Annotated in this window: 19 protein-coding genes; 7 read left to right on the forward strand and 12 right to left on the reverse strand. The window is 71.5% G+C overall.

The features are described 5' to 3' along the window. Nucleotides 1-14: 14 nt before the first annotated feature. The 5 genes from ACZ66S_RS14050 to ACZ66S_RS14070 all read right to left on the reverse strand — a co-directional run bounded on the left by ACZ66S_RS14050 (nucleotide 15) and on the right by ACZ66S_RS14070 (nucleotide 5,176). The gene (locus ACZ66S_RS14050; RefSeq protein ID WP_469901774.1) at nucleotides 15-1,619 is read right to left on the reverse strand and encodes an FAD-dependent monooxygenase; all 1,605 of its coding nucleotides are present in this window, start codon (nucleotides 1,617-1,619) and stop codon (nucleotides 15-17) included. A gap of 188 nt (nucleotides 1,620-1,807) precedes the next feature. Next, nucleotides 1,808-2,716, reverse strand: coding sequence for an amino acid ABC transporter permease (locus tag ACZ66S_RS14055; RefSeq protein WP_469901775.1), 909 nt, complete (start codon nucleotides 2,714-2,716; stop codon nucleotides 1,808-1,810). Then, entirely contained in the window at nucleotides 2,713-3,381 is a 669-nt protein-coding gene (locus ACZ66S_RS14060; RefSeq protein ID WP_469901776.1) for an amino acid ABC transporter permease, read from the reverse strand. The genes ACZ66S_RS14055 and ACZ66S_RS14060 overlap by 4 nt, the downstream gene beginning before the upstream one ends. Before the next feature lie 108 nt (nucleotides 3,382-3,489). Further along, a complete protein-coding gene (locus tag ACZ66S_RS14065; protein WP_469901777.1) occupies nucleotides 3,490-4,338 on the reverse strand; it encodes a glutamate ABC transporter substrate-binding protein in 849 nt (282 codons plus the stop codon). A 61-nt stretch (nucleotides 4,339-4,399) separates the two neighbouring features. Continuing rightward, complete coding sequence (locus ACZ66S_RS14070) at nucleotides 4,400-5,176, reverse strand: amino acid ABC transporter ATP-binding protein (protein WP_053848840.1); 777 nt, start codon at nucleotides 5,174-5,176, stop codon at nucleotides 4,400-4,402. Nucleotides 5,177-5,488: 312 nt separating this feature from the next. Between ACZ66S_RS14070 and ACZ66S_RS14075 the strand changes: the two genes are divergently transcribed. Together ACZ66S_RS14075 and ACZ66S_RS14080 are read left to right on the forward strand one after the other, a co-directional pair. Then, on the forward strand, nucleotides 5,489-6,175 hold the full coding sequence (locus tag ACZ66S_RS14075; RefSeq protein ID WP_365456330.1) for a response regulator transcription factor: 687 nt from the start codon (nucleotides 5,489-5,491) through the stop codon (nucleotides 6,173-6,175). Between the two features lie 211 nt (nucleotides 6,176-6,386). Next, nucleotides 6,387-7,769 (forward strand): sensor histidine kinase, encoded by a 1,383-nt coding sequence (locus tag ACZ66S_RS14080; protein WP_469901778.1) that lies wholly within the window; start codon nucleotides 6,387-6,389, stop codon nucleotides 7,767-7,769. Here the strand turns inward: ACZ66S_RS14080 and ACZ66S_RS14085 are convergent. From ACZ66S_RS14085 to ACZ66S_RS14095, 3 genes are all read right to left on the reverse strand, one after another. Beyond that, nucleotides 7,759-8,754: a TAXI family TRAP transporter solute-binding subunit gene (locus ACZ66S_RS14085; RefSeq protein WP_469901779.1), complete on the reverse strand. Its 996-nt coding sequence runs from the start codon at nucleotides 8,752-8,754 to the stop codon at nucleotides 7,759-7,761. The two genes, ACZ66S_RS14080 and ACZ66S_RS14085, sit on opposite strands and share 11 nt — an antisense overlap. 249 nt (nucleotides 8,755-9,003) lie before the next feature. Then, nucleotides 9,004-10,224 carry a cation:proton antiporter gene (locus ACZ66S_RS14090; RefSeq protein WP_469901780.1) on the reverse strand — a complete coding sequence of 407 codons (1,221 nt, stop codon included), beginning with the start codon at nucleotides 10,222-10,224 and terminating at the stop codon, nucleotides 9,004-9,006. Between the two features lie 5 nt (nucleotides 10,225-10,229). Next, a complete protein-coding gene (locus ACZ66S_RS14095; protein WP_381134643.1) occupies nucleotides 10,230-10,715 on the reverse strand; it encodes a cation:proton antiporter regulatory subunit in 486 nt (161 codons plus the stop codon). 177 nt (nucleotides 10,716-10,892) lie between these two features. On the opposite strand from ACZ66S_RS14095, the gene ACZ66S_RS14100 reads away from it, so the two are divergent. Both ACZ66S_RS14100 and ACZ66S_RS14105 read left to right on the forward strand, forming a co-directional pair. After that, nucleotides 10,893-11,840, forward strand: coding sequence for a HAMP domain-containing sensor histidine kinase (locus ACZ66S_RS14100; RefSeq protein WP_469901781.1), 948 nt, complete (start codon nucleotides 10,893-10,895; stop codon nucleotides 11,838-11,840). Continuing rightward, nucleotides 11,840-12,493 (forward strand): response regulator, encoded by a 654-nt coding sequence (locus tag ACZ66S_RS14105; protein WP_469901782.1) that lies wholly within the window; start codon nucleotides 11,840-11,842, stop codon nucleotides 12,491-12,493. The genes ACZ66S_RS14100 and ACZ66S_RS14105 overlap by 1 nt, the downstream gene beginning before the upstream one ends. Here the strand turns inward: ACZ66S_RS14105 and ACZ66S_RS14110 are convergent. The 4 genes from ACZ66S_RS14110 to ACZ66S_RS14125 form a co-directional block, all read right to left on the reverse strand. Beyond that, a complete protein-coding gene (locus tag ACZ66S_RS14110) occupies nucleotides 12,480-12,941 on the reverse strand; it encodes a hypothetical protein (protein WP_469901783.1) in 462 nt (153 codons plus the stop codon). The genes ACZ66S_RS14105 and ACZ66S_RS14110 overlap by 14 nt on opposite strands. 99 nt (nucleotides 12,942-13,040) lie before the next feature. Beyond that, on the reverse strand, nucleotides 13,041-15,929 hold the full coding sequence (locus ACZ66S_RS14115; protein WP_469901784.1) for a SpoIIE family protein phosphatase: 2,889 nt from the start codon (nucleotides 15,927-15,929) through the stop codon (nucleotides 13,041-13,043). A 192-nt stretch (nucleotides 15,930-16,121) separates the two neighbouring features. Next, nucleotides 16,122-17,576 (reverse strand): argininosuccinate synthase, encoded by a 1,455-nt coding sequence (gene argG / locus ACZ66S_RS14120; protein ID WP_469901785.1) that lies wholly within the window; start codon nucleotides 17,574-17,576, stop codon nucleotides 16,122-16,124. Between the two features lie 211 nt (nucleotides 17,577-17,787). Then, nucleotides 17,788-18,480, reverse strand: a complete 693-nt coding sequence (locus ACZ66S_RS14125; RefSeq protein WP_469901786.1) for a LuxR C-terminal-related transcriptional regulator — start codon at nucleotides 18,478-18,480, stop codon at nucleotides 17,788-17,790. A 150-nt stretch (nucleotides 18,481-18,630) separates the two neighbouring features. On the opposite strand from ACZ66S_RS14125, the gene ACZ66S_RS14130 reads away from it, so the two are divergent. The 3 genes from ACZ66S_RS14130 to ACZ66S_RS14140 all read left to right on the forward strand — a co-directional run bounded on the left by ACZ66S_RS14130 (nucleotide 18,631) and on the right by ACZ66S_RS14140 (nucleotide 21,600). Next, nucleotides 18,631-19,767, forward strand: a complete 1,137-nt coding sequence (locus tag ACZ66S_RS14130) for a sensor histidine kinase (protein WP_469901787.1) — start codon at nucleotides 18,631-18,633, stop codon at nucleotides 19,765-19,767. A gap of 140 nt (nucleotides 19,768-19,907) precedes the next feature. Beyond that, complete coding sequence (locus ACZ66S_RS14135; protein ID WP_469901788.1) at nucleotides 19,908-20,855, forward strand: ABC transporter ATP-binding protein; 948 nt, start codon at nucleotides 19,908-19,910, stop codon at nucleotides 20,853-20,855. Next, nucleotides 20,848-21,600: an ABC transporter permease gene (locus ACZ66S_RS14140; RefSeq protein ID WP_469901789.1), complete on the forward strand. Its 753-nt coding sequence runs from the start codon at nucleotides 20,848-20,850 to the stop codon at nucleotides 21,598-21,600. The genes ACZ66S_RS14135 and ACZ66S_RS14140 overlap by 8 nt, the downstream gene beginning before the upstream one ends. Nucleotides 21,601-21,661: the final 61 nt, after the last annotated feature.

The following is a 21,661-nucleotide window of genomic DNA, read 5'->3' on the forward strand; positions in this document are numbered from 1 at the left end:
TGACAGCGAGCACGTCAACGCGATCCGGCCCCCGCGTTCGCCTCGGTCTTCGCCGGAGGTCCGCCCAGCGCCGTCTCGGCCGCCGAGTACAGGTCGGCCGGGCGGACTCCGCTCAGTGCCGTGACGAGGTGGCCGTCGGGGCGCACGAGAAGGACCGTGTGCGGGGCCGCGCCCGGGTACTCCTCGGCGACCAGGAGTTCGGCGGAGTGCGGCAGCGCGCTCACCGCCGCGGCCAGCCGGGGCATGATCCCGGCGGTCACCCAGTGCTTGCGCTCCCACACCCCGGTGCCCGGTGCGATCAGGACGACGAGCAGCGCGCCCCGGCCGAGTCGGTCGCGCAGTCGTACGAACGAGCCGTCCTCGGCGGTGACCCGCACATCCGTGACCGACGACCCGGGCAGCGTGTCGACGGGCACCTCTCCTTCGAGGTGCCGGGGTGCGAGAGGTGAGTCGGCGTACGCCCCCGGCGCGCCGAGCGGGCCGCGCCCCAGGTGACCGTCGGTGAGAAGCGCGTCGTGGCCGCGGGCCGAGCCGGGCACCACCGAGCGCAGGCCACCGCCGCCGCGCAGCAGCGGGAGCGCCTGGTCGGCGGCGCGCAGCCGCCCGGCGACGACCGCGCGCCGCTCGGTCTGGTAGCTGTCGAGAAGCGCCTCGTGGGGGCCGTGGTGCCAGGCCAGGGCCAGTTTCCAGGCGAGGTTGTCGGCGTCCCGGAGGCCCTCGTCGAGCCCCTGCGTGCCGAGCGCCCCGAGACAGTGCGCCGCGTCCCCGGCGAGGAAGACCCGGCCGGCGCGCCAGCGGCGGGCCAGCCGGTGGTGCACGGTGTGGACGCCGGTGTCGAGGAGTTCGTACGGCGGTGTCGCCCCGCCCGTCCAGCCCGCCAGGGTCTCCCGGACGCGGGCCACCAGGAGCTCGGGGGTGACCAGGTCCTTGCCCGGCGGCAGCAGCCAGTCCAGGCGCCACACGTCCTCGGGGAGCGGACGGGCGGTGATCTCCCCGGCCGACGGCCCGGTCGTCCGCCACGGCGGCATCCGGTGCAGCAACGCCCGGTCCTCCCAGGGGAGTTCCGCGCGCAGGGCGGCGACCGCGTGGCGTTCCACGGCCGTACGGCCCGGGAAGCGGATGTCCTCCAGCTTGCGCACGGTGGAGCGCGTGCCGTCGCAGCCGACCAGGTAACTCCCGCGCCACCATGTGCCCTTGGGGCCGCGGGTGTGGGCCGTCACGCCGGAGCGTTCCTGCTCGACGGTGTCGAGACGGCTGTCCGGGACGAGCCTGACCAGTTGCTCCGCGGCGAGGGCGGCGCGCAGGGCGCCCGTCAGGACGTGCTGGGCGAGGTGCAGGGGGGCGTCCCCGGCCTCCTCGAAGTCGACCTCGCGCATCACCTGCTTGCGGCGCATCGACCGCCATCCGGCCCAGTGCACACCCAGCTCGGTGACCGGGACCCCGGTCAGCCGGGCCATGAGGGCGGCGGTGTCCTCGTGCAGTACGGCGGTGCGGGCCAGGCGGGGTTCGTCCTTGCCGGGGCCCTCGTCGAGGACCACGGCGGGGACCTCCTGACGCGCCAGCGCCAGGGCGAGCGTGAGCCCGACGGGCCCCGCTCCGACGATGATCACCGGGTCCACGACGCGGCGCCTCCTGCCCGCGGCGGAGTCCCCAGGAACGTAGGTGAACAGGAGGTTGGAGCAGGGTGCACGATCACAGAACGTATGCAACCCATTGCCGCTGCTTGCGTCAAGTGACGGAGGCAGTGGCGATCATGCCACTGCCTCCGTGTTGTCCGCACCTGCGGTTCATACCACTTGACTGACTATCAGAATCCGCCGCCGGTGTTCTCGCCGGTTCCGTAGGTGCCGCCCACCGCCGCCGGGTTGATCTCCGTGTCCTCGCCCAGTACCGCGCCCGTGCTCTTCTTGCTGCGCCGCAGCCGCTGCTCCAGCCAGCTCGCGAAGCTGGTGAGGATGAAGTTCACGATGATGTAGACGATCGCCACGACGATGAAGCTGGGGATGACGTTGGCGTAGTTCGCGGCCAGCGTCTGACGCGCGTTGAGCAGCTCGGTGAAGCCGAGCATCACGCCGCCCAGCGCGGTGTCCTTCACGATGACGACGAGCTGGCTGACGATGGCCGGCAGCATCGCGGTGACCGCCTGCGGCAGCAGGATGCTGGTCATCGTCTGGCCCTTGCGCAGACCGACCGCGTAGGCCGCCTCCGTCTGCCCCTTGGGCAGCGAGAGGATGCCGGCCCGGACGACCTCGGCGAGCACCGAGGCGTTGTAGAGCACGAGGCCGGTGACGACGGCGTACAGGGGGCGCTGCTCGCTGGAGATGTCCGTGGAGCGGACGTAGAACTCGTTGGCGAACAGCATCAGCAGCAGAACCGGGATCGCCCGGAAGAACTCGACCACCGTGCCGGCGACACCGCGGACCCAGGCGTGGTCGGACATGCGGGCGATGCCGAAGACCGCGCCCAGCGGCAGGGCGATGACCATGGAGATCGCCGCGGCCTTGAGGGTGTTGCCGAGACCGGGCAGCAGGTAGGTCGTCCAGGCCGCCCCGGTGGTGAAGGGCTCCCAGAGGTTCCACTCGAGCTGGTTCTTGTCGTCCATCTTCTGCCACACCCACCACAGCAGGAGGAGCAGCAGCAGGGTGAAGACGACGGACAGGAGGACGTTGCGCCGTTTCGCGCGGGGTCCCGGAGTGTCGTAGAGGACCGAACTCATCGCTTCACCGCCAGTCGCTTGGCGAGCCAGCCGAGGATGAGGCCGGTCGGCAGGGTCAGTACCACGAAGCCGAGCGCGAAGACCGCGCCGATGGCGAGCGTCTGGGCCTCGTTCTCGATCATTTCCTTCATCAGGAGAGCGGCCTCGGCCACGCCGATCGCGGCCGCCACCGTGGTGTTCTTGGTCAGCGCGATCAACACGTTGGCCAGCGGGCCGATGACCGAGCGGAAGGCCTGCGGGAGCACGATGAGACGCAGGGTCTGGCTGAAGTTCAGCCCGATCGCGCGTGCCGCCTCGGCCTGGCCGAGCGGCACCGTGTTGATGCCGGAGCGGATCGCCTCGCAGACGAACGAGGCGGTGTAGACGATGAAACCGAGCACCGCCAGCCGGAAGCCCTGGACGTCGAAGTTGTCCGCCGCGCCCATCGTCACACCGAAGATGTCGGCGAGGCCGAGCGAGGTGAAGACGATGATGACCGTCAGGGGGATGTTCCGGACGATGTTGACGTAGGCGGTGCCGAATCCGCGCATCAACGGGACCGGGCTGACCCGCATCGCGGCCAGCAGGGTGCCCCAGATCAGGGAGCCGACAGCGGACAGGGCGGTGAGTTTCACCGTCATCCAGAACGCCCCGAGGACGTCATAACCTTCTAGAAAGTCGAACACGATCTCCCGCGCTTCCGGGTGTGTGGCGTGTGTGGGGCGTACGTGGACGGGCGCGGCGCGCCGCCGCCCTGATCGCGGCGGGCGGCGGCGCGCCGGTGGGTCCCTGCGTTACTTGACGATGGTGCCGATCTTCGGGGCGGGCTCGTTCTTGTAGCCGGCCGGGCCGAAGTTGTCGTCGACGGCCTTCTGCCAGGAGCCGTCGCTGACCATCTTCTCGAGGGCGGCGTTGACCTTGTTGACGGTCGCCGTGTCGCCCTTCTTCACGCCGATGCCGTAGTTCTCGTTGCTCAGCTTGAGGCCGGCGAGCTTGAACTGGCCCTTGTACTTGTCCTGCGAGGCGAAGCCCGCGAGGATCGAGTCGTCCGTGGTCACCGCGTCCACGGCGCCGCTCTGCAGGCCGGCGATGCACTCCGAGTAGCCGCCGTACTGCTTGAGCTGGGCCTTCGGGGCGAAGTCGTCCTTGACGTTCTGGGCCGAGGTCGAGCCGGTCACGGAGCACAGCTTCTCGCCGTTGAGGTCCGTGGCCTCGCTGATCTTGGAGTCCTTCTTGACCAGCAGGTCCTGGTGGGCCAGCAGGTACGGGCCCGCGAAGTCGACCTTCTGCTTGCGCTCGTCGGTGATCGAGTAGGTGGCCGCGATGATCTTCACGTCGCCACGGGCGAGCGCGTTCTCACGGTCGGCGCTCTTGGTCTCGACCCACTCGATCTTGTCGGGTGCGTAGCCGAGCTGCTTGGCCACGTAGGTCGCCACGTCCACGTCGAAGCCGGAGAAGGAACCGTCGGGCTCCTTCAGGCCGAGGCCGGGCTGGTCGTACTTGATGCCGATCTTGATCTTGCCGCCACCGCCGCTGGAGCTCGAGCCGGAGCTGTCGTCCTTGCTGTCGCCGCCGCAGGCGGTCGCGGACAGGGCGAGGGCGAGAACGGCGGCCGAGGCGGCGGTGACCTTGCGGAGCTTCATGGTGAACATCCTTTTGGTGATGAAGAGAGGAGAGCCGTCGGTGGTCGATCCGGGTGGCACGTCAGTGGTGCAGGATCTTCGACAGGAAGTCCTTGGCGCGGTCGCTGCGCGGGTTGCTGAAGAACTGGTCGGGCGCAGCCTCCTCGACGATCCGTCCGTCCGCCATGAACACCACGCGGTTTGCGGCCGATCGTGCGAAACCCATCTCGTGCGTGACGACGATCATTGTCATGCCGTCGCGGGCGAGCTGCTGCATGACCTCCAGCACCTCGTTGATCATCTCAGGGTCGAGCGCCGACGTGGGCTCGTCGAAGAGCATGACCTTGGGGTCCATCGCCAGGGCCCGGGCGATGGCGACGCGCTGCTGCTGGCCGCCGGACAACTGGGCGGGGTACTTGTCCGCCTGGGTGGCGACGCCGACCCGGTCGAGCAGGGAGCGCGCCTTCTCCTCGGCCTTCTTCTTGTCGGCCTTGCGGACCTTGATCTGGCCCAGCATCACGTTCTCGAGCACGGTCTTGTGCGCGAAGAGGTTGAAGGACTGGAAGACCATGCCGACGTCGGCGCGCAGCCGGGCCAGTTCCTTGCCCTCCTGGGGCAGCGGCTTGCCGTCGATGGCGATCGAACCCGTGTCGATCGTCTCCAGGCGGTTGATGGTGCGGCACAGGGTGGACTTCCCGGACCCGGAGGGTCCGATGACCACGACGACCTCGCCGCGGGCGATCGTCAGGTCGATGTCCTGGAGTACGTGCAACGCGCCGAAGTGCTTGTTGACGCTCTTCAGGACGACCAGTTCGCCGGTCGCGGCCACATCTTCCTTGGCCACCGATACTTCGGTCATCGCTCTCTGGCTCCGTCCTCCTCGGTTTCGGAGGACAGTAGTAACCCCACGCGACCAGCGTCATTAGTCTTGAGGGGAATCTGAGCATCACGATCCGATAGCAATCGGACACGTGTCGTAGCACTTGCCACCAGTGCGCATCCGGAGTGCGTATCGGCCGGGTAACGGAAGGGCGGCGCAACCGGAACGCTCTTGACGCCGTCCTCATCCATCAGCATGACTGCACGGTGCGCACACGCGCGTGCGTACGCACATTTGTCCCTGTTCACTGCATATTCAGATAGTACGTCCGATGGTCAAAAGGGGGCCGGGGTGAGACTTCTCCTCGTCGAGGACGACAACCACGTGGCCGCCGCGCTGTCCGCGGTGCTCGCCCGGCACGGGTTCGACGTCACGCACGCGCGCAGCGGCGAGGAGGCCCTCCAGGCGCTCGTCCCCGAGGGTGACGGCTTCGGGGTCGTGCTGCTCGACCTCGGTCTGCCCGACCAGGACGGCTACGAGGTCTGCGGCAAGATCCGCAAGCGCACCAGCACGCCGGTGATCATGGTCACCGCGCGCTCCGACGTCCGCTCCCGCATCCACGGGCTGAACCTCGGCGCCGACGACTACGTGGTCAAGCCGTACGACACGGGGGAGCTCCTCGCCCGCATCCACGCCGTCAGCCGGCGCACCGTCCACGAGGACGCGCCCGGCGGCGCGGACACGGCGCTGGTCCTCGGGGCCGTGCGCATCGAACTGCCGACCCGGCAGGTCACCGTGGACGGCACCGTCGTGCAGCTCACCCGCAAGGAGTTCGACCTCCTCGCGCTGCTCGCCCAGCGACCCGGTGTGGTCTTCCGGCGCGAACAGATCATCAGCGAGGTCTGGCGCACGAGCTGGGAGGGCACCGGGCGCACCCTGGAGGTCCATGTGGCGTCCCTGCGGGCGAAGTTGCGGATGCCGGCACTGATCGAGACGGTGCGGGGCGTCGGGTACCGGTTGGTGGCGCCCGGGGCGTGAGGCGGCGGGGCTCGCACGGGTGCGCGGAGCCGGGGCGAAGGCTCCGGTGGCCGGACGAGGGCAGGAGCTGTGCGACGCTCGGGGTGAGGGATTCCGGTCGGGTGAGGATGGTGGCTGTGGGCGCGGGTGACTGCGGTGGCGGGGGTGCCCGCGTGTGCCGTGAGGGCCGTGGGGTCCGCTCGCGGCACCGGGGCGGGGCGTAGGCGGGGCCGTGCGTACACGTCTTCTTCCCCTGCTCATCATGCTCATGGCCGCCGTGCTGATGGCCCTGGGCGTGCCGCTCGCCATCGGTATGGCCTCCGCGCAGCAGCAGAAGGTCATCGTCGACCGGATCGACGACACCGCGCACTTCGCCGCGCTCGCCCAGTTCGTCACCGACGCCTCCGACGAGCGCCTGGAGACCCTGGAGAGCGAACTCGCCAGCTACTACAAGGTCTACGGCATTCGCGTCGGCGTCTTCTACGACGGTGATGTGCCCATGGCCACCGCGCCCAGCGGATGGTTCCTCCCCAAGGAGGGCGAGGTCCGTGACGCGTTCGGCGAGGCCCTGCTCAGCCGGCGCAGCCAGGACCCCAAGCAGGTGTGGCCCTGGCAGCGGGGCCGGCTGGTCGTCGCCTCGCCGGTCATCCGGGACGGCGACGTCGTCGCGGTCGTCGTCACCGACTCGCCCACCGGGCCCATGCGTTCACGGATCCTTGAGGACTGGCTCGTCATCTTCGCGGGCGAACTCGCCGCCATGCTGCTGGCCGTCGGCGCCGCGCTGCGGCTCACCGGCTGGGTGCTCAGGCCCGTCCGGGTCCTCGACGCCACCACCCACGACATCGCCACCGGCCGGCTCAAGTCACGCGTGGCGGTCGCGGGCGGCCCGCCCGAACTCAGGCGCCTGGCCAAGTCGTTCAACGAGATGGCGGACAACGTCGAGGACGTGCTGGAGCAGCAGCGGGCCTTCGTCGCCGACGCCTCGCACCAACTGCGCAACCCGCTCGCCGCACTGCTGCTGCGCATCGAGCTGCTCGCCTTCGAACTGCCCGAGGGGAACACCGAGATCGCCTCCGTGCAGGCCGAGGGCAAACGGCTGGCGCAGGTCCTCGACGACCTCCTCGACCTCGCCCTCGCCGAGCACACCGAGGCGGACCTGAGCGTCACCGACATCGGCGAGCTCACGGCCGAGCGCGTCGCCGCCTGGACGCCGACCGCCGACGCCAAGGGGGTGCGCCTGGTGGGCAGTTGCCCGCCCACCACCGCCTGGGCCGACCCCGTCACCCTCTCCAGCGCCCTCGACGCCGTCATCGACAACGCGCTCAAGTTCACGCCGGAGGGCGAGAAGGTGTCGGTCACCGTCGCCGCGGACGGGGACACCTCGACGGTCGTCGTCGCCGACCGCGGCCCCGGGCTCACCGACGAGGAACTCTCGCGGGTCGGCGACCGCTTCTGGCGCAGCGGGCGGCACCAGAACGTCAAGGGGTCCGGTCTCGGGCTGTCCATCTCGCGGGCCCTGCTGTCCGCGGGGGGCGGGGCGATCTCGTACGGCCACCACGAGCCGCACGGGCTGGTCGTGACCGTCTCCGTGCCGCGCAGCCGTCCTACGGCTTGACCGAGCGGTAGTAGCGGCGGGCGCCGTCGTGCAGGGGAACCGGGTCGGTGTAGATCGCCGTGCGCACGTCCACCAACTGGGCGGAGTGCACGTCCCGGCCGATGCCGTCCCTGCTCTTGATCACGGTCCGGGTGAGCCACTCGGTGAGCTCCGGGTCCATGTCCTTGCGGGTGATCAGCAGGTTCGAGACGGCCATCGTCGGGACGGTCCTGTTGTTCTGGACGGACGGGTACGCCGACGCCGGCATGTTGGTGGCCCGGTAGTAGCGGGTGGGCTCGCCCTCGACGTGCAGCTTCGCCACGAGGGAGGGTTCGATCGGGACGAAGCGGAACGCGGAGCGTTCGGCCAACTGCTTCAGACCGTCGGTGGGCAGACCGCCCGACCAGAAGAACGCGTCCAGGCCGTGGCCGAGGAGCTCGGGGCCGGTGTCGATGCCCTCGGCCCGCGGCTGGATGTCCTTGTCCGGGTCGATGCCGGCGGCGTCGAGTACGCGGTCCGCTATCAGCCGTACGCCGGAGTTGGGGACGCCGATGGAGACGCGCTTGCCCTTCAGGTCGGCGACCGTGCGGATGTCCGAGTCGGCGGGGACGACGAGCTGTACGTAGTCGTCGTAGAGGCGGGCGACGCCGCGGAGCCGGTCGGCGCCGGGGTCGCCGTTCTGCTGGTAGGTCTCCACCGCGTCGGCGGCGGCGATGGCGAAGTCGGACTTTCCGGTCGCCACGAGTCTGACGTTCTCCTGCGAGCCCGCGCTGGTCTCCAGCTTCACCTTGACGTCCGGCATGTCCTTGTGGATCTCGTCCCGCAGGAGCTGGCCGTACTTCTGGTAGACGCCCGCCCTCGTGCCGGTGCTGAAGGTGATCGTGCCGGTCGGGGGGCTCTCGCCGAGCGGGAGCAGCCACCACAGGAGCAGGCCGAGCGCCACGAGGGTGGCGATCGCGGTCTGGAGTGCCTGGCGGCGGCTGAGGTGGGGGAACGGCGGGGGCATGCGGTGATCCTGCCAGGGGGGGTGGGGGGCTGGCCAGTGTGGTTTGTTTGTGGGTGCGGGTTGGTGGGGGCGAGCGTTTTGCGCAGTTCCCCGCGCCCCTGAATGCCTGCGGCGGCCCGTTGCTGCCCGGTGGGGCCCCACTCCGGCCCTTTACCGCCGTACGCGGCCGACGGCCCGTCGTGGCGCAGGTGACCGCAACCTCCTGGGGGCGCGGGGAACTGCGCGACCAGCCTCCGCCGGCCCGCGGGGTTACGCCGTGCCGTCCACCGACGCCTCTGTTACCCGGGGTGGGGTGTCCGGTGTGGTGGGGGCGTTGCGGTGGGAGGTGAGTTTTGTGGCCAGGGGTTCTGTGTAGCGGGCGGTGAGGGGGCCGAGGATGACCAGGATGAGGACGTAGGCCGTGGCGAGGGGGCCCAGGGAGGGTTCTATGCCGGCCGAGACCGCGAGGCCCGCTATGACGATGGAGAACTCGCCGCGGGCCACGAGCGCGCCGCCCGTGCGCCAGCGGCCCTTGGGGGAGATGTCGGCTCGGCGGGCCGCCCAGTAGCCGGTGGCGATCTTCGTGGCCGCGGTGAGCAGGGCCAGGGCGAGGGCGGGGAGCAGGACGGGCGGGATGCTCGCCGGGTCGGTGTGGAGGCCGAAGAAGACGAAGAAGACCGCGGCGAAGAGGTCGCGCAGGGGGCTGAGGAGGGTGTGGGCGCCCTCGGCCACCTCGCCGGAGAGGGCTATGCCGACCAGGAACGCGCCGACCGCAGCCGAGACCTGGAGCTGCTGGGCCACGCCTGCCACCAGGATCGTCAGGCCCAGGACGACCAGGAGGAGCTTCTCCGGGTCGTCGCTCGACACGAAGCGGGAGATCAGGCGGCCGTAGCGGACCGCTATGAAGAGGACCAGGCCGGCCGCCCCCAGGGCGATCGCCAGGGTCAGGCTGCCGGCCAGCAGGCCCGCGCCGGCCACCAGGGCGGTCACGATGGGCAGGTAGACCGCCATCGCCAGGTCCTCCAGGACCAGGACGCTCAGGATGACCGGGGTCTCGCGGTTGCCGACCCGGCCCAGGTCGCCCAGGACCTTGGCTATGACGCCCGAGGAGGAGATCCAGGTGACGCCTGCCAGGACGACGGCGGCCACGGGACCCCAGCCGAGGAGGAGGGCGGCCGCGGCGCCGGGTACGGCGTTCAGGGCGCCGTCGACCAGGCCCGCGGGGTAGTGGGCCTTGAGGTTGGTGACCAGGTCGCCGGCCGTGTACTCCAGGCCGAGCATCAGGAGGAGCAGGATCACTCCTATCTCGGCTCCTATGGAGACGAACTCCTCGCTCGCTCCCAGGGGGAGCAGGCCGCCCTCGCCGAACGCCAGGCCGGCCAGGAGGTAGAGGGGGATGGGGGAGAGGCGGAAACGGGCGGCGAAACGGCCGAGGAGGCCCAGGCCGAGGATGATCGAGCCGAACTCGATCAGGAGGACCGCGGAGTGCATGCTTTCTACTCCCGACCGAGGATCGCCGCTGCCGCGTCCACGCCCTCGCGGGTTCCCACGACGATCAGGATGTCGCCGCCCGCCAGGCGGAAGTCGGGCGCGGGGGAGGGGATCGCCTCGGCGCGGCGCAGGGCCGCCACGACGGAGGCTCCCGTGTCGGTGCGCATCTTCGTGTCGCCGAGGACCCGGCCGTTCCAGCGGGAACCGGCCGCCACCTCGATGCGCTCGGCCACCAGGCCCAGGTCGGAGGCGTAGAGGAGGCTCGCGCTGTGGTGGGAGGGCTTCAGCGCGTCGATGAGGGCGCCCGCCTCGGAACCCGTCAGGCGCAGCGACTGGGCGCAGGAGTCGGGGTCGTCGGCCCGGTACACGCTCACCGTGCGGGCACCGTCGCGGTGCGCCACCACGGAGAGATGGCGGTCCTCGCGGGTCATGAGGTCGTACTGGACCCCGATGCCCGGCAGCGGCGTCGCCCTCAGGCGTGGAGCAGACACGTTTCTTCCCCTTGTGGTTCGAGTGAGCGGTGGTCCGAGTGATCACGGGTGCCGGGTTCGCATGCTGTCAGGTCCCCGTACGGTGGCGATATGGGTGACGTGACGGATATACGCGAGCGGCGGGCACCGGCGAGGCTGGGGCCTCGGGTGTCGTACGGGAGGAGTGAGGGCCGGGCCGTGTCGCTGTTCTGGCGGATCTTCTCGCTCAACGCCGCGGGCCTCGTCGTCGCCACCGCGCTGCTGCTGGGGCCGGTCACCGTCTCCACGCCCGTCCGGCGGGGGGAGGTCGTGGTCGTCCTCGGCGGGCTCGCCCTGCTGCTGGTCGCCAACGCCCTAGTGCTGCGGGTGGGGCTCACCCCGCTGCAACGGCTGGGGCAGGCCATGGCCGCCGTCGATCTGCTGCGCCCCGGGGTGCGTGCCCCGGTCTCCGGTCCTGCCGAGACGGCCGCGCTGATCACGACGTACAACACGATGCTCGACCGGCTGGAGGCCGAGCGGGCGACCGGCGCGGCCCACGCCCTCTCCGCGCAGGAGAGGGAGCGGCACCGCATCGCGCGCGAGCTGCACGACGAGGTCGGGCAGACGCTGACCGCGGTGCTGTTGCAGCTCAAGCGGGTCGCCGACCGGGCGCCGGCGGAACTGCGGGAAGAGGTGGGGCAGGCGCAGGAGGCGACCCGGGCCGGGCTCGACGAGATCCGCCGGATCGCGCGGCGGCTGCGGCCCGGGGTGCTGGAGGAGCTCGGGCTGTCGAGCGCCCTGCGGTCCCTGGCGGCCGAGTTCACCACGCACGGACTGACCGTGCGCCACCGCGTCGGCGGTGATCTGCCCCGGCTGACCGAGGAGTCGGAACTCGTGCTCTACCGGGTCGCCCAGGAAGGGCTGACGAACACCGCGCGGCACTCGGCCGCCGACCGCGCGGAGGTCAGTCTCCGGCCGGTCGCGGGCGGAGTCGAACTCCTCGTGCGCGACAACGGCAAGGGACTGGGCGGGGCGCCGGAAGGGGCCGGGATCCAGGGGATGCGGGAGCGGGCGCTGCTGGTCGGGGCCGTGTTCTCGGTGCACGGCGGTCCCGGGCGGGGGACGGACGTACGGCTGTGCGTGCCGGTCCCGGCGGAGGTGCGCTGATGGCCGGGCCGACCCGTGTCCTGCTCGCCGACGACCACACCCTCGTGCGGCGGGGGGTCCGGCTGATCCTGGAGGGGGAGCCGGACCTCACCGTCGTGGCCGAGGCGGGGGACGGCGCCGAGGCGGTGGAGCTGGCACGCGCGCGTGAGGTCGATCTGGCCGTGCTGGACATCGCGATGCCCCGGATGACCGGACTGCAGGCGGCCCGCGAGCTGTCCCGGCGGCTGCCGGACCTGCGGATCCTGATCCTGACGATGTACGACAACGAGCAGTACTTCTTCGAGGCGCTCAAGGCCGGGGCCAGCGGATACGTGCTCAAGTCCGTCGCCGACCGGGATCTCGTCGAGGCGTGCCGGGCCGCCGTGCGCGACGAGCCCTTCGTCTACCCCGGGGCCGAGCGGGCCCTCGTCCGCTCCTACCTGGACCGGCTGCACCGCGGTGACGACCTGCCCGCGCGGGCCGTCACCGAACGCGAGGAGGAGATCCTCAAGCTCGTCGCCGAGGGACACACCACGAAGGAGATCGGCGAGCTGCTGTTCATCAGCGCGAAGACGGTGGAGCGGCACCGGGCGAACCTGCTGCACAAGCTGGGGATGCGGGACCGCCTGGAGCTGACCCGGTATGCGATAAGGGCCGGGCTCATCGACCCCTGAGACGGGCCTGCGCCTGGGTGCCGCGGCGCCGCCGCACGACGTACGCCCCCGCGAGGCCGACCCCGCCGAGCGCCAGGACCGCCCCGATCGCCCGCTCGAAGCCGGCCGGGCCCACGCTGCCTCCGGACCCGCCCTGGACACCGAGCGTGGGCAGTGGCGTGACGACAGGTGCGGTGGGTGTGGCCAGGGGGGTGGTGAGCGGCGTGGCGACGCTCACGGCGGTGTCCCTGTGCGGCAGCACCTCACAGGCGATGCCGTCGTCGCGGCCCTGGTCCTCGTCGAGACGGTCGGGGTCGGAGCGGTCGCGGTCGAACTGCGCCTGGGCGTCCTCCTGGTAGGCGAAGTCCGCGCAGTCCAGGTCGCCTTGCGCGTGTGCGACGCCGGTCAGCGGTCCGGCGATGGCCAGGACGGCCAGCGTGGCGCCGGTGAACGTGGTGCGTATTCCCATGGGTCGTGCCTTTCGGGCGGGGCCGGAACAGCCGTCACCGCGAATCTAGGGACGCGCCCGGTGTCCGGCCCGTGGAGCTGGGCCGAACGGGCGCGCACGTCACAGGAGCGCCTCCCAGTCCTCGTCGAAGTCGGCCGGGTCGAGGAACAGCACGTCCGCCGGCTCGGCCGGGCCCCGCAGGGACTGTTCCGTCCAGATGCACTTGCCCGTGGGGGTGTAGCGGGCGCCCCAGCGCGTGGAGAGGGCCGAGATGAGCTGGAGGCCCCGGCCGCCCTCGTCGGTGTCCGCGGCATGCCGGATCCGGGGCATGGTCTGGCTGCCGTCGTAGACCTCGCAGATCAGCTCGGTGGTGTGCAGCAGGCGCAGCCGGACCGGGCCGCGGGCGTGCCGGACGACATTGCCCACCAGTTCGCTGACCAGGAGTTCCGTGATGGGGGACAGGTCCTCCAGGCCCCAGGCCGTGAGCTGTTCGCGGACGAGACGGCGGGCCAGGCTCGCCGCCTTCGGGTCCTCGGGCAGGGACCGTACGGCCATCCGCTCGGCCGGCAGCGCGTGCAGCCGGGCCACCAGGAACGCCGCGTCGTCGGCCGCCTGTTGGTCCGCCGGCAGCAGACCGGCCGTCAGCGTGTCGCACAGCCGTTCAAGGTCCACGGCGGTCCCGTCGGCGTGGGCGGTGCCGAGCAGCCGCGCCAGCTCGGCCATGCCCTCGTCGATCTCCCGTGTCGCCGACTCCACCAGCCCGTCGGTGTACAGCACGAGCAGACTGCCCTCGGGCACCTCCAGCTCGGTCGTCTCGAACGGCGGCTTGGCCGCGCCCAGCGGGGGATCGGCGTCCGGTGCGGGGAAGTGCACGGTTCCGTCGGGCCGTACCAGAGCGGGCGGCGGATGGCCGGCCCGGGCGATGGAGCAGACCCGGGTCGTCGGGTCGTAGAGCGCGTACAAGCAGGTGGCGTACGACGCCTCGCTCATGCCGCCGACGATGTCGTTGAGGTGGCCGAGGATCTCGTCGGGCGCGAGCTCCAGGTCGGCCAGGGTGTGCACCGCGGTGCGCAGCCGGCCCATGGTGGCCGCCTCCGGCAGGCCGTGGCCCATCACGTCGCCGACGACCAGCGCGACCTGGCCGCCGGACAGCGGGATGATGTCGTACCAGTCGCCGCCGACGTCCGCGCCGTGCCCGGCCGGCAGATAGCGGGCGGCCGCCGTGCACGCGGGCAGGTCGGGCAGGGCCTGGGGGAGCAGGCTGCGCTGGAGTTCCCGGGACCGGGTGTGCTCGGCGTCGTAGAGCCGGGCCCGTTCCAGGGACTGGGCGACGAGGGCGGTGATGGTGGTGAGCAGCGCGCGTTCCTCGTCGTCGAGGAGCCGGGGCCGGTCGAAGGAGACCACGCAGACACCGAAGGTGCGTCCCGACGCCGTCAGCGGCAGGAACGCCCAGGACTTCTTGTCGCCGAGGGCGGGGAAGTCGGCCAGCTCGGGGTAGCGGGTGGCGTACTCGCGTGTCGAGGAGAGGAACAGCGGGAGGCCGGACGCGATCGTGTCCCAGGCGGGGTCGCCGGTCACCCCCCGGGAGCGGCTGTCGAGGAGGGCCACGAAGTCCCGGGGATAGCCGACCGCGCCGACGTGGTGGAGCCGGTCGCCCTCGCTGACCTGGACCATCAGCCCGGAGGCGGCGAACGGCGGCAGCACCCGGCGGGCCACCGCGTCCACCACGTCCCGGGAGGTCGTCGCCTTGGCGAGCTCCGTGGTCAGCTCGGCGATCCGCACCGCCCGCTCGGCCGCGGCCCGCTCCGCCGCCTGCCGCTCCTGCGCCAGCCGGCGCTTCTCGGTGACGTCCTGGAAGTAGAGGGTGCGGCCGTCGGGACCCGGCACCAGCCGTACGTGCAGCCGCCGCCGGCAGTCCGCGATGTAGACGTCGAACCCGGCCGGCTTCTCCTCGGCGCCCGCCGCCAGACAGCTCGCTCTCAGACCCGGCACCTGCCGGGTGGCCGGCAGGTCCCACAGCAGGCGTCCGAACAACTCCTCCTCGGAGTAGCCGAGGAAGCGTTCCGCCTCCACGTTGGCGAAGGTGATCCGCCACTCGTCGTCCACCGCGAGGAAGCCGTCGCTCATGTGGCGCAGGGCCCTGCTGAGGGAGTCACGCGCGGAGCGCGACTCGTTGCTCTCCCAGCCGACCCCGATCATCCGCAGGGGCTCGCCCCGCTCGTCGTAGGTCGCCCGGCCGCGGGCCTGCGTCCAGCCCCAGGTGCCGTCCGGGCGCCGGACGCGGTACTCGGCCTCGAAGACACCGTGGCCGGTGATCGCCCGCTCGACCGCCGCGAGCGTGGGCGCCAGGTCGTCGGGGTGGACGACCCGCATCCAGTCCTCGACCCGGCCGCTGAAGTCGGCGGGGCGGGTGCCGTACAGCTCCAGGGCGGCCTCGTCCCAGATGAGTTCGCCGCTCTGGATGGCCCAGTCCCACGAGCCGACCCGGACCTCCTTGAGGGCGTGCCGCAGCCGTTCCCGGTCCGGTCCGGCCTGTGGGGGGCCGGACGGCGGCGGGGCCTGGGCCATGCGGTCCTCGGTCCAGGCGACGACCTCCCGCAGGAAGTCCCAGTGCTCCGGGGTGGGTTCACCCCGCTCGCCGGCCAGGACCGTCAGCGCGCCGATGCTGCGCCGGCCGCTGAACACGGGAAGCGCGGCGAGTCCGGTGCCGGGCCAGGGGGTCCCCGCCGACGGGTCCTGGGGCAGGGGCACCCAGACGCCCTTGCCCTGCTGGAGCGCGCGGGCCGGGGCCAGCGGGCCCTCCTGGTCGACGATCTCCCAGGAGCGGGTGAGGGCGGGCGGCAGACCGGCGGACGACACCAGGCGCAGGGCGGACATCGGGCCGCGCAGGTGCACGGTCCCGCCGAGCGCGCCCAGCTCGGCGACCGCGTGCCCGAGAGCCAGCCGGAAGACCTCGCTCTCCGTCGCACCTGGGGTGACCGTGCCGAGAAGAGCGAGCCGCGCGTTCATGCAGGGAACTTATCGTTCCCGTTTCCGTTCGAAACCTGCTTCACAGTTCCCGACGAGCTGTTCCCCGGCAGTCCCTCACCTCAGCTCCGCATGCTGCACAGAAGCTGACGGGAGCGGGCTCGACGAGGCGGTGTCGGCGGACGCGAGAAGGGGGCCGGTGCGTGGTCGCGCCGGCCCCCTCCGCGAGGTGACTCAGTCCGTGCCGAACTCCATCGCCGCCCGGTCGAGGAGGACCTCGTCCTCCGAGACCTCGCCGCGGGAGGCGATCGCCTCGGCGCCGCCCTCGGGGAGCTCCGGCATGGTGCCGATCAGCCCGGTCGCGGCGGCCTGGGAGGCGCCGATGGTGGGGCTGCCGGTGCCGATCAGGCCGAGGCCCGCGTACTGCTCCAGCTTGGCGCGGGAGTCGGCGATGTCGAGGTTGCGCATGGTGAGCTGGCCGATCCGGTCCACCGGGCCGAAGGCCGAGTCCTCGGTGCGCTCCATGGACAGCTTGTCCGGGTGGTACGAGAACGCCGGGCCCGTGGTGTCGAGGATGGAGTAGTCCTCGCCCCGGCGCAGGCGCAGGGTGACCTCGCCCGTGACCGCCGCGCCGACCCAGCGCTGGAGTGACTCGCGGATCATCAGGGCCTGCGGGTCCAGCCAGCGGCCCTCGTACATGAGGCGGCCCAGGCGCCGGCCCTCGTTGTGGTACTGGGCGAGGGTGTCCTCGTTGTGGATCGCGTTGACGAGACGCTCGTAGGCAGCGTGCAGCAGGGCCATGCCGGGGGCCTCGTAGATGCCGCGGCTCTTCGCCTCGATGATCCGGTTCTCGATCTGGTCGGACATGCCCAGTCCGTGCCGGCCGCCGATGGCGTTGGCCTCCATGACCAGGTCGACGGCGGAGCCGAACTCCTTGCCGTTGATGGTCACCGGGCGGCCCTGGTCGAAGCCGATCGTCACGTCCTCGGGCGCGATCTCGACCGACGGGTCCCAGAACCTGACGCCCATGATCGGCTCGACGGTCTCGATGCCGGTGTTGAGGTGCTCCAGGGTCTTGGCCTCGTGCGTGGCGCCCCAGATGTTGGCGTCGGTGGAGTACGCCTTCTCCGTCGAGTCCCGGTAGGGGAGGTCGTGGGCGACGAGCCACTCCGACATCTCCTTGCGGCCGCCGAGCTCGGTCACGAAGTCCGCGTCCAGCCAGGGCTTGTAGATCCGCAGGTTCGGGTTGGCGAGCAGGCCGTAGCGGTAGAACCGCTCGATGTCGTTGCCCTTGAAGGTCGAACCGTCGCCCCAGATCTGGACGTTGTCCTCCATCATCGCCCGCACGAGGAGGGTGCCGGTGACGGCACGGCCCAACGGCGTGGTGTTGAAGTACGCCCGCCCGCCCGAGCGGATGTGGAACGCCCCGCAGGTGAGCGCGGCCAGCCCCTCCTCCACGAGCGCGGCCCGGCAGTCGACCAGGCGCGCGATCTCGGCACCGTAGGTCTGCGCGCGGCCGGGCACCGAGTCGATGTCGGGCTCGTCGTACTGGCCGATGTGCGCGGTGTAGGTGCACGGGATGGCGCCCTTGTCGCGCATCCACGCGACCGCGACGGAGGTGTCGAGACCGCCGGAGAAGGCGATGCCGACGCGTTCGCCGGCGGGGAGGGACGTGAGGACCTTGGACATAGGAAGATTATGCATCACCGCGTATGGTCATGCAAAGCCCCTGGTGTCGTCCCGCGCGTGATGCGCGTCATCCCCGGCGACGCGGGCCTTGGGGGCCTCCGTCGCGTGACAGACGCAGCGCGCACCGCGACCGGGGTCGCGGTGCGCACGGATGGGTTCGCCGACCTGAGCGCCGTCTGCGAGGTCCTCCAGGACCCCGGCGGCCGGGCCGTCAGGCGGGCTGGGGCAGGGCGGCGTCCGGGTGGCTGCCGAATCCGGCGTCGCGGGCGCGCAGCGCGGCGGCGGCCCGGTCGTGCACCTCCAGCTTGGTGAAGATGCGGGAGACGTAGTTGCGCACGGTCTTCTCGGCGAGGAAGAGCCGCCGGGCGATCTGGCGGTTGTTCAAGCCGTCCGCGAGCAGCTTCAGTATCTCGCTCTCCCTGCTGGTCAGCCGGGAGAACTCGGGCGGCTCCGGCAGTCGCTGCATGGTGGCGAAGTATTCGCTGAAGCGAGCGGCGATCGTGGGACTGAAGGCGGCGCCCCCGCGCGCCACGATGGGCAGGGACTGCAACAGCTCCTCCGGGCAGGCGATCCGGGCGAGGTAGCCGTTCACGCCGAGGCGGAGGGCGGAGACGATCACGTCGTCGTACTCGTTCTGCGACACCACGACGATCCGCGGCCGGGTCTCCTCCTGGCGGTACGCGGAGACGATCCAGGCGATGTTCCTGCAAATGGCGCGTCTGGACGGCGGTTCGCCGATGATCACGACGTCCGGGCGCAGCGGGCTGTTCTGGAGACATCGGCGGCCGTGCGGTTCGTCCACCGCCGTCCCGATGAGGTTGAGGCTGTCGTCCTGCTCCACGATCGCTTCGAGCCCGGCCAGAAAAACGGGATCCGCACTGAGAATGAACAGGTTGATCCGCACGACTTCGCACCCCCGTGGTATAAGCATGCTCGCCTGCAAAGACCGTGCCAGCCTAAGCTGACGAAGCGGACGGTCAACGGCCGCCGATCCCATATGGTCGCCTTCAGGCCGAGTTGGACGTCGGCCCGACCGGCCGCATAGGTTCGGCGCATGGGAGATGTCTCGCGCCGACGTCTGTTGCTCCTCGACGGAGCGGCCGCCCTCGGGTTCGCCCTGCTCCCTCAGTTGATGGTCGTGCGGCCCGGCACCGGCGGCACGCCCGACGGGGTCACCGTCGCCCTGCTCTCGCTCGTCACCGCACTGCCGCTCGCCGTACGACGCCTGTGGCCCGTCCCGGTGTTCGCGGTCGTCCTGGTCGGAAGCTGTGCGGCACTGGCCGCCGGGCTCGGCCCCGTCGTCTTCCTCGCCGCCGCATACGCCCTGTACCTGGTCGCCACGACCCGGCGCCAACAGCTCGGGCGGTCGGCCGTGCTCGTCGGCGGGGCGAGCGCGGCGGGCGCGGCCCTGCTGACGGTGACCGGCGGACAGCACTACCAGGGCGGCACCCTGGCGGTGCAACTGCTGTTCGGGCTGCTGGTGCTGGGGACGACGTGGGCCGCGGGGGCGGCCGTAAGGGAGCGCCGGGAGAGTCTGCGGCGGACCATCGAGCAGGCGGCCGAGCAGGCCAAGGTCGAAGAACGCATGCGGATCGCCCGGGACATCCACGACGTCGTCACGCACAGCGTGGGTCTCATCGCCATCAAGGCCGGCGTCGCCAACCACGTCGTCGCCACCCACCCCGAGGAGGCGCGCGAGGCGCTCACCGTCATCGAGGACGTCAGCCGTCGCGCGCTGCGGGACATGCGGGCCACCCTGAAGGTGCTGCGCCGCGAGCACGACGACGAACAGCACGACCTCCAGCCGGTGCGCGGCATGGCGGACCTGCCCTCCCTGGCCCGTACGGCCGAGGCGGCGGGCGTCCGCGTCGACCTGCGCACCGACCACGAGGAGGAACCCCCCGACGGGGTCGCGCTGGCCGCCTTCCGCATCGTCCAGGAGGCGTTGACCAACGCCGTCAAGCACGCCGCCCCGACCCGCTGCCTCGTCCGCGTCAGCGCGCGGGACGGCGTGCTCACGATCGACGTCACCGACGAGGGACCCGGGCCCGGGCACCGGCCGACCGTGCCCGGCGGCGGGATGGGACTCGTCGGGATGAAGGAGCGGGTCGCCGCGCACGGCGGCACCCTCGCCGCGGGGCCCCGGTCCGGCGCGGCGGGCTTCCACGTCCTCGCGACACTGCCGTACTGAGGACGTGCCGGATCCGCACCCCGCAGGTATGGCCGAAAGGGGCTTCATACCCCGGTATGAGGCCGCTCCGGGAAACCCGTCCGCACCGTCCCGACCCCGGTCCGATGTCCCCGGCGGCCCCCGCCGGACAGACTCGACACGTGATTGACGTCCAGAACCTGACGAAGCGGTACGGGCAGGCCACCGTCGTGGACAGCCTGACCTTCACGGTGCGGCCCGGAGCCGTCACCGGCTTCCTCGGCCCCAACGGCGCCGGGAAGTCGACCACCATGCGGATGATGCTGGGCCTCACCCGCCCGGACACCGGAACCGCCCGGATCGACGGGCGCGCCTACGCCGACCTGACCCACCCCCTGCGGCACGTCGGCGCCCTCCTGGAGACCTCGGCCCCGCACCGCGGCCTGACCGCGCGCGACCATCTGCGCTGGCTCGCCCAGAGCAACCGGATCGCCCCGGACCGGGTCGGCCAGGTGCTGGAGACGGTCGGGCTCGCGGACGCGGCCCGGCGCCGGATCGGCACCTTCTCCCTGGGCATGGGCCAACGGCTGGGCCTCGCCGCCGCGTTGCTCGGCGACCCGCCCGTCCTGGTACTCGACGAACCGGTCAACGGCCTGGACACCGAAGGCATCCGTTGGCTGCGCGACCTGCTGCGCTCGATGGCCGACGAGGGCCGCACCGTCCTCGTCTCCAGCCACCTGATGGCCGAGATGGCCCTGGTCGCCGACCACCTGGTCGTCATCAGCCGGGGCCGGCTCCTCGCCGACACCGGCATGGCGGAGTTCCTCGGGCGCCACGGACGCTCCTCCGTCAGGGTCCGCACCCCCGAACCCGAGAGGCTGGCACGGGAGTTGGAGAGCGCCGGCGCGACCGTGACACGCGTGCCCGGCGGTGGCCTCGACGTGGTCGGGATGGCGGCCGCCGACGTCAGCCGGATCGCTGCGGCGGGCGGCTTCCCGCTCGACGAACTCAGCACCAGTGCCGGGTCGTTGGAGGAGACCTTCCTCGGGATCATCGGCGAGGCGGGCGCCCCGGCCGGCGGCCTCGGCACCGGCGGCATCAACGAGGAAGGCAGGGAGTTCCGTGTCTGACACGCTCGCGGCCGTCAGGGCCGAGACCACCAAACTGCGCGGCATCCGCGGCACCCAGTGGTCGCTGCTGCTGTTCGCCGTCGTCAGCATCCTCATCGCGGCCCTCGGCGGCTGGTCCGCGAAGAACGCCCTGGAGTCCGACAACCCCAGCCTGCGCTCCGACTTCACCCCCGAGCAGGCCGGCCTCGACGGCATCCTCTACGGCCAACTGGCGCTGATCGTCTTCGGCGTGCTCGTCGTCACCAGCGAGTACACGTCCGGCATGATGCGCGTCTCCCTGCTCGCGGTGCCCCGGCGCGGCCGCCTCTACGCGGCCAAGATGGGCGTCACCGCCCTGGCTGCGTTCGCCGTCGCGGTCCCGGTCACCCTCCTCGGCTACCTGGTCACCCAGGCCGCCCTCGGGTCCCACGGATCCTCGCTGGGCGCGAGCGGCGTCCCGCGCGCCCTGGCCGGAGCCGTCGTCTACCTGACCCTGATGTGCCTGTTCGCGGCCGGCATCGCCGCGATCTCCCGCAACACCGTCGTACCGCTGGCCGTCCTGCTGCCGATGGTCCTCGCCGGCACGCACATCCTGTCCCTCATCGGAGCGACCAAGGAGATGGCCCGCTACTTCCCCGACCAGGCCGGCAACGAACTGCTCACCGTCGACTCCCCGCACACCGCCTTCGGGTTCACCGTGCTGCTCGCCTGGACCGTCGCGGCCATCGGCTGGGGCTGGGTGCGGCAGCGGCGGTGGGACAGCTAAGAGGACGGGCATAGGACGTCTGCCCCATGCCTGTGGGACATTCCGCCCCGTAGCTTCCCTG

The sequence above is a fragment of the Streptomyces sp. NPDC107471 genome (genome assembly GCF_055582845.1).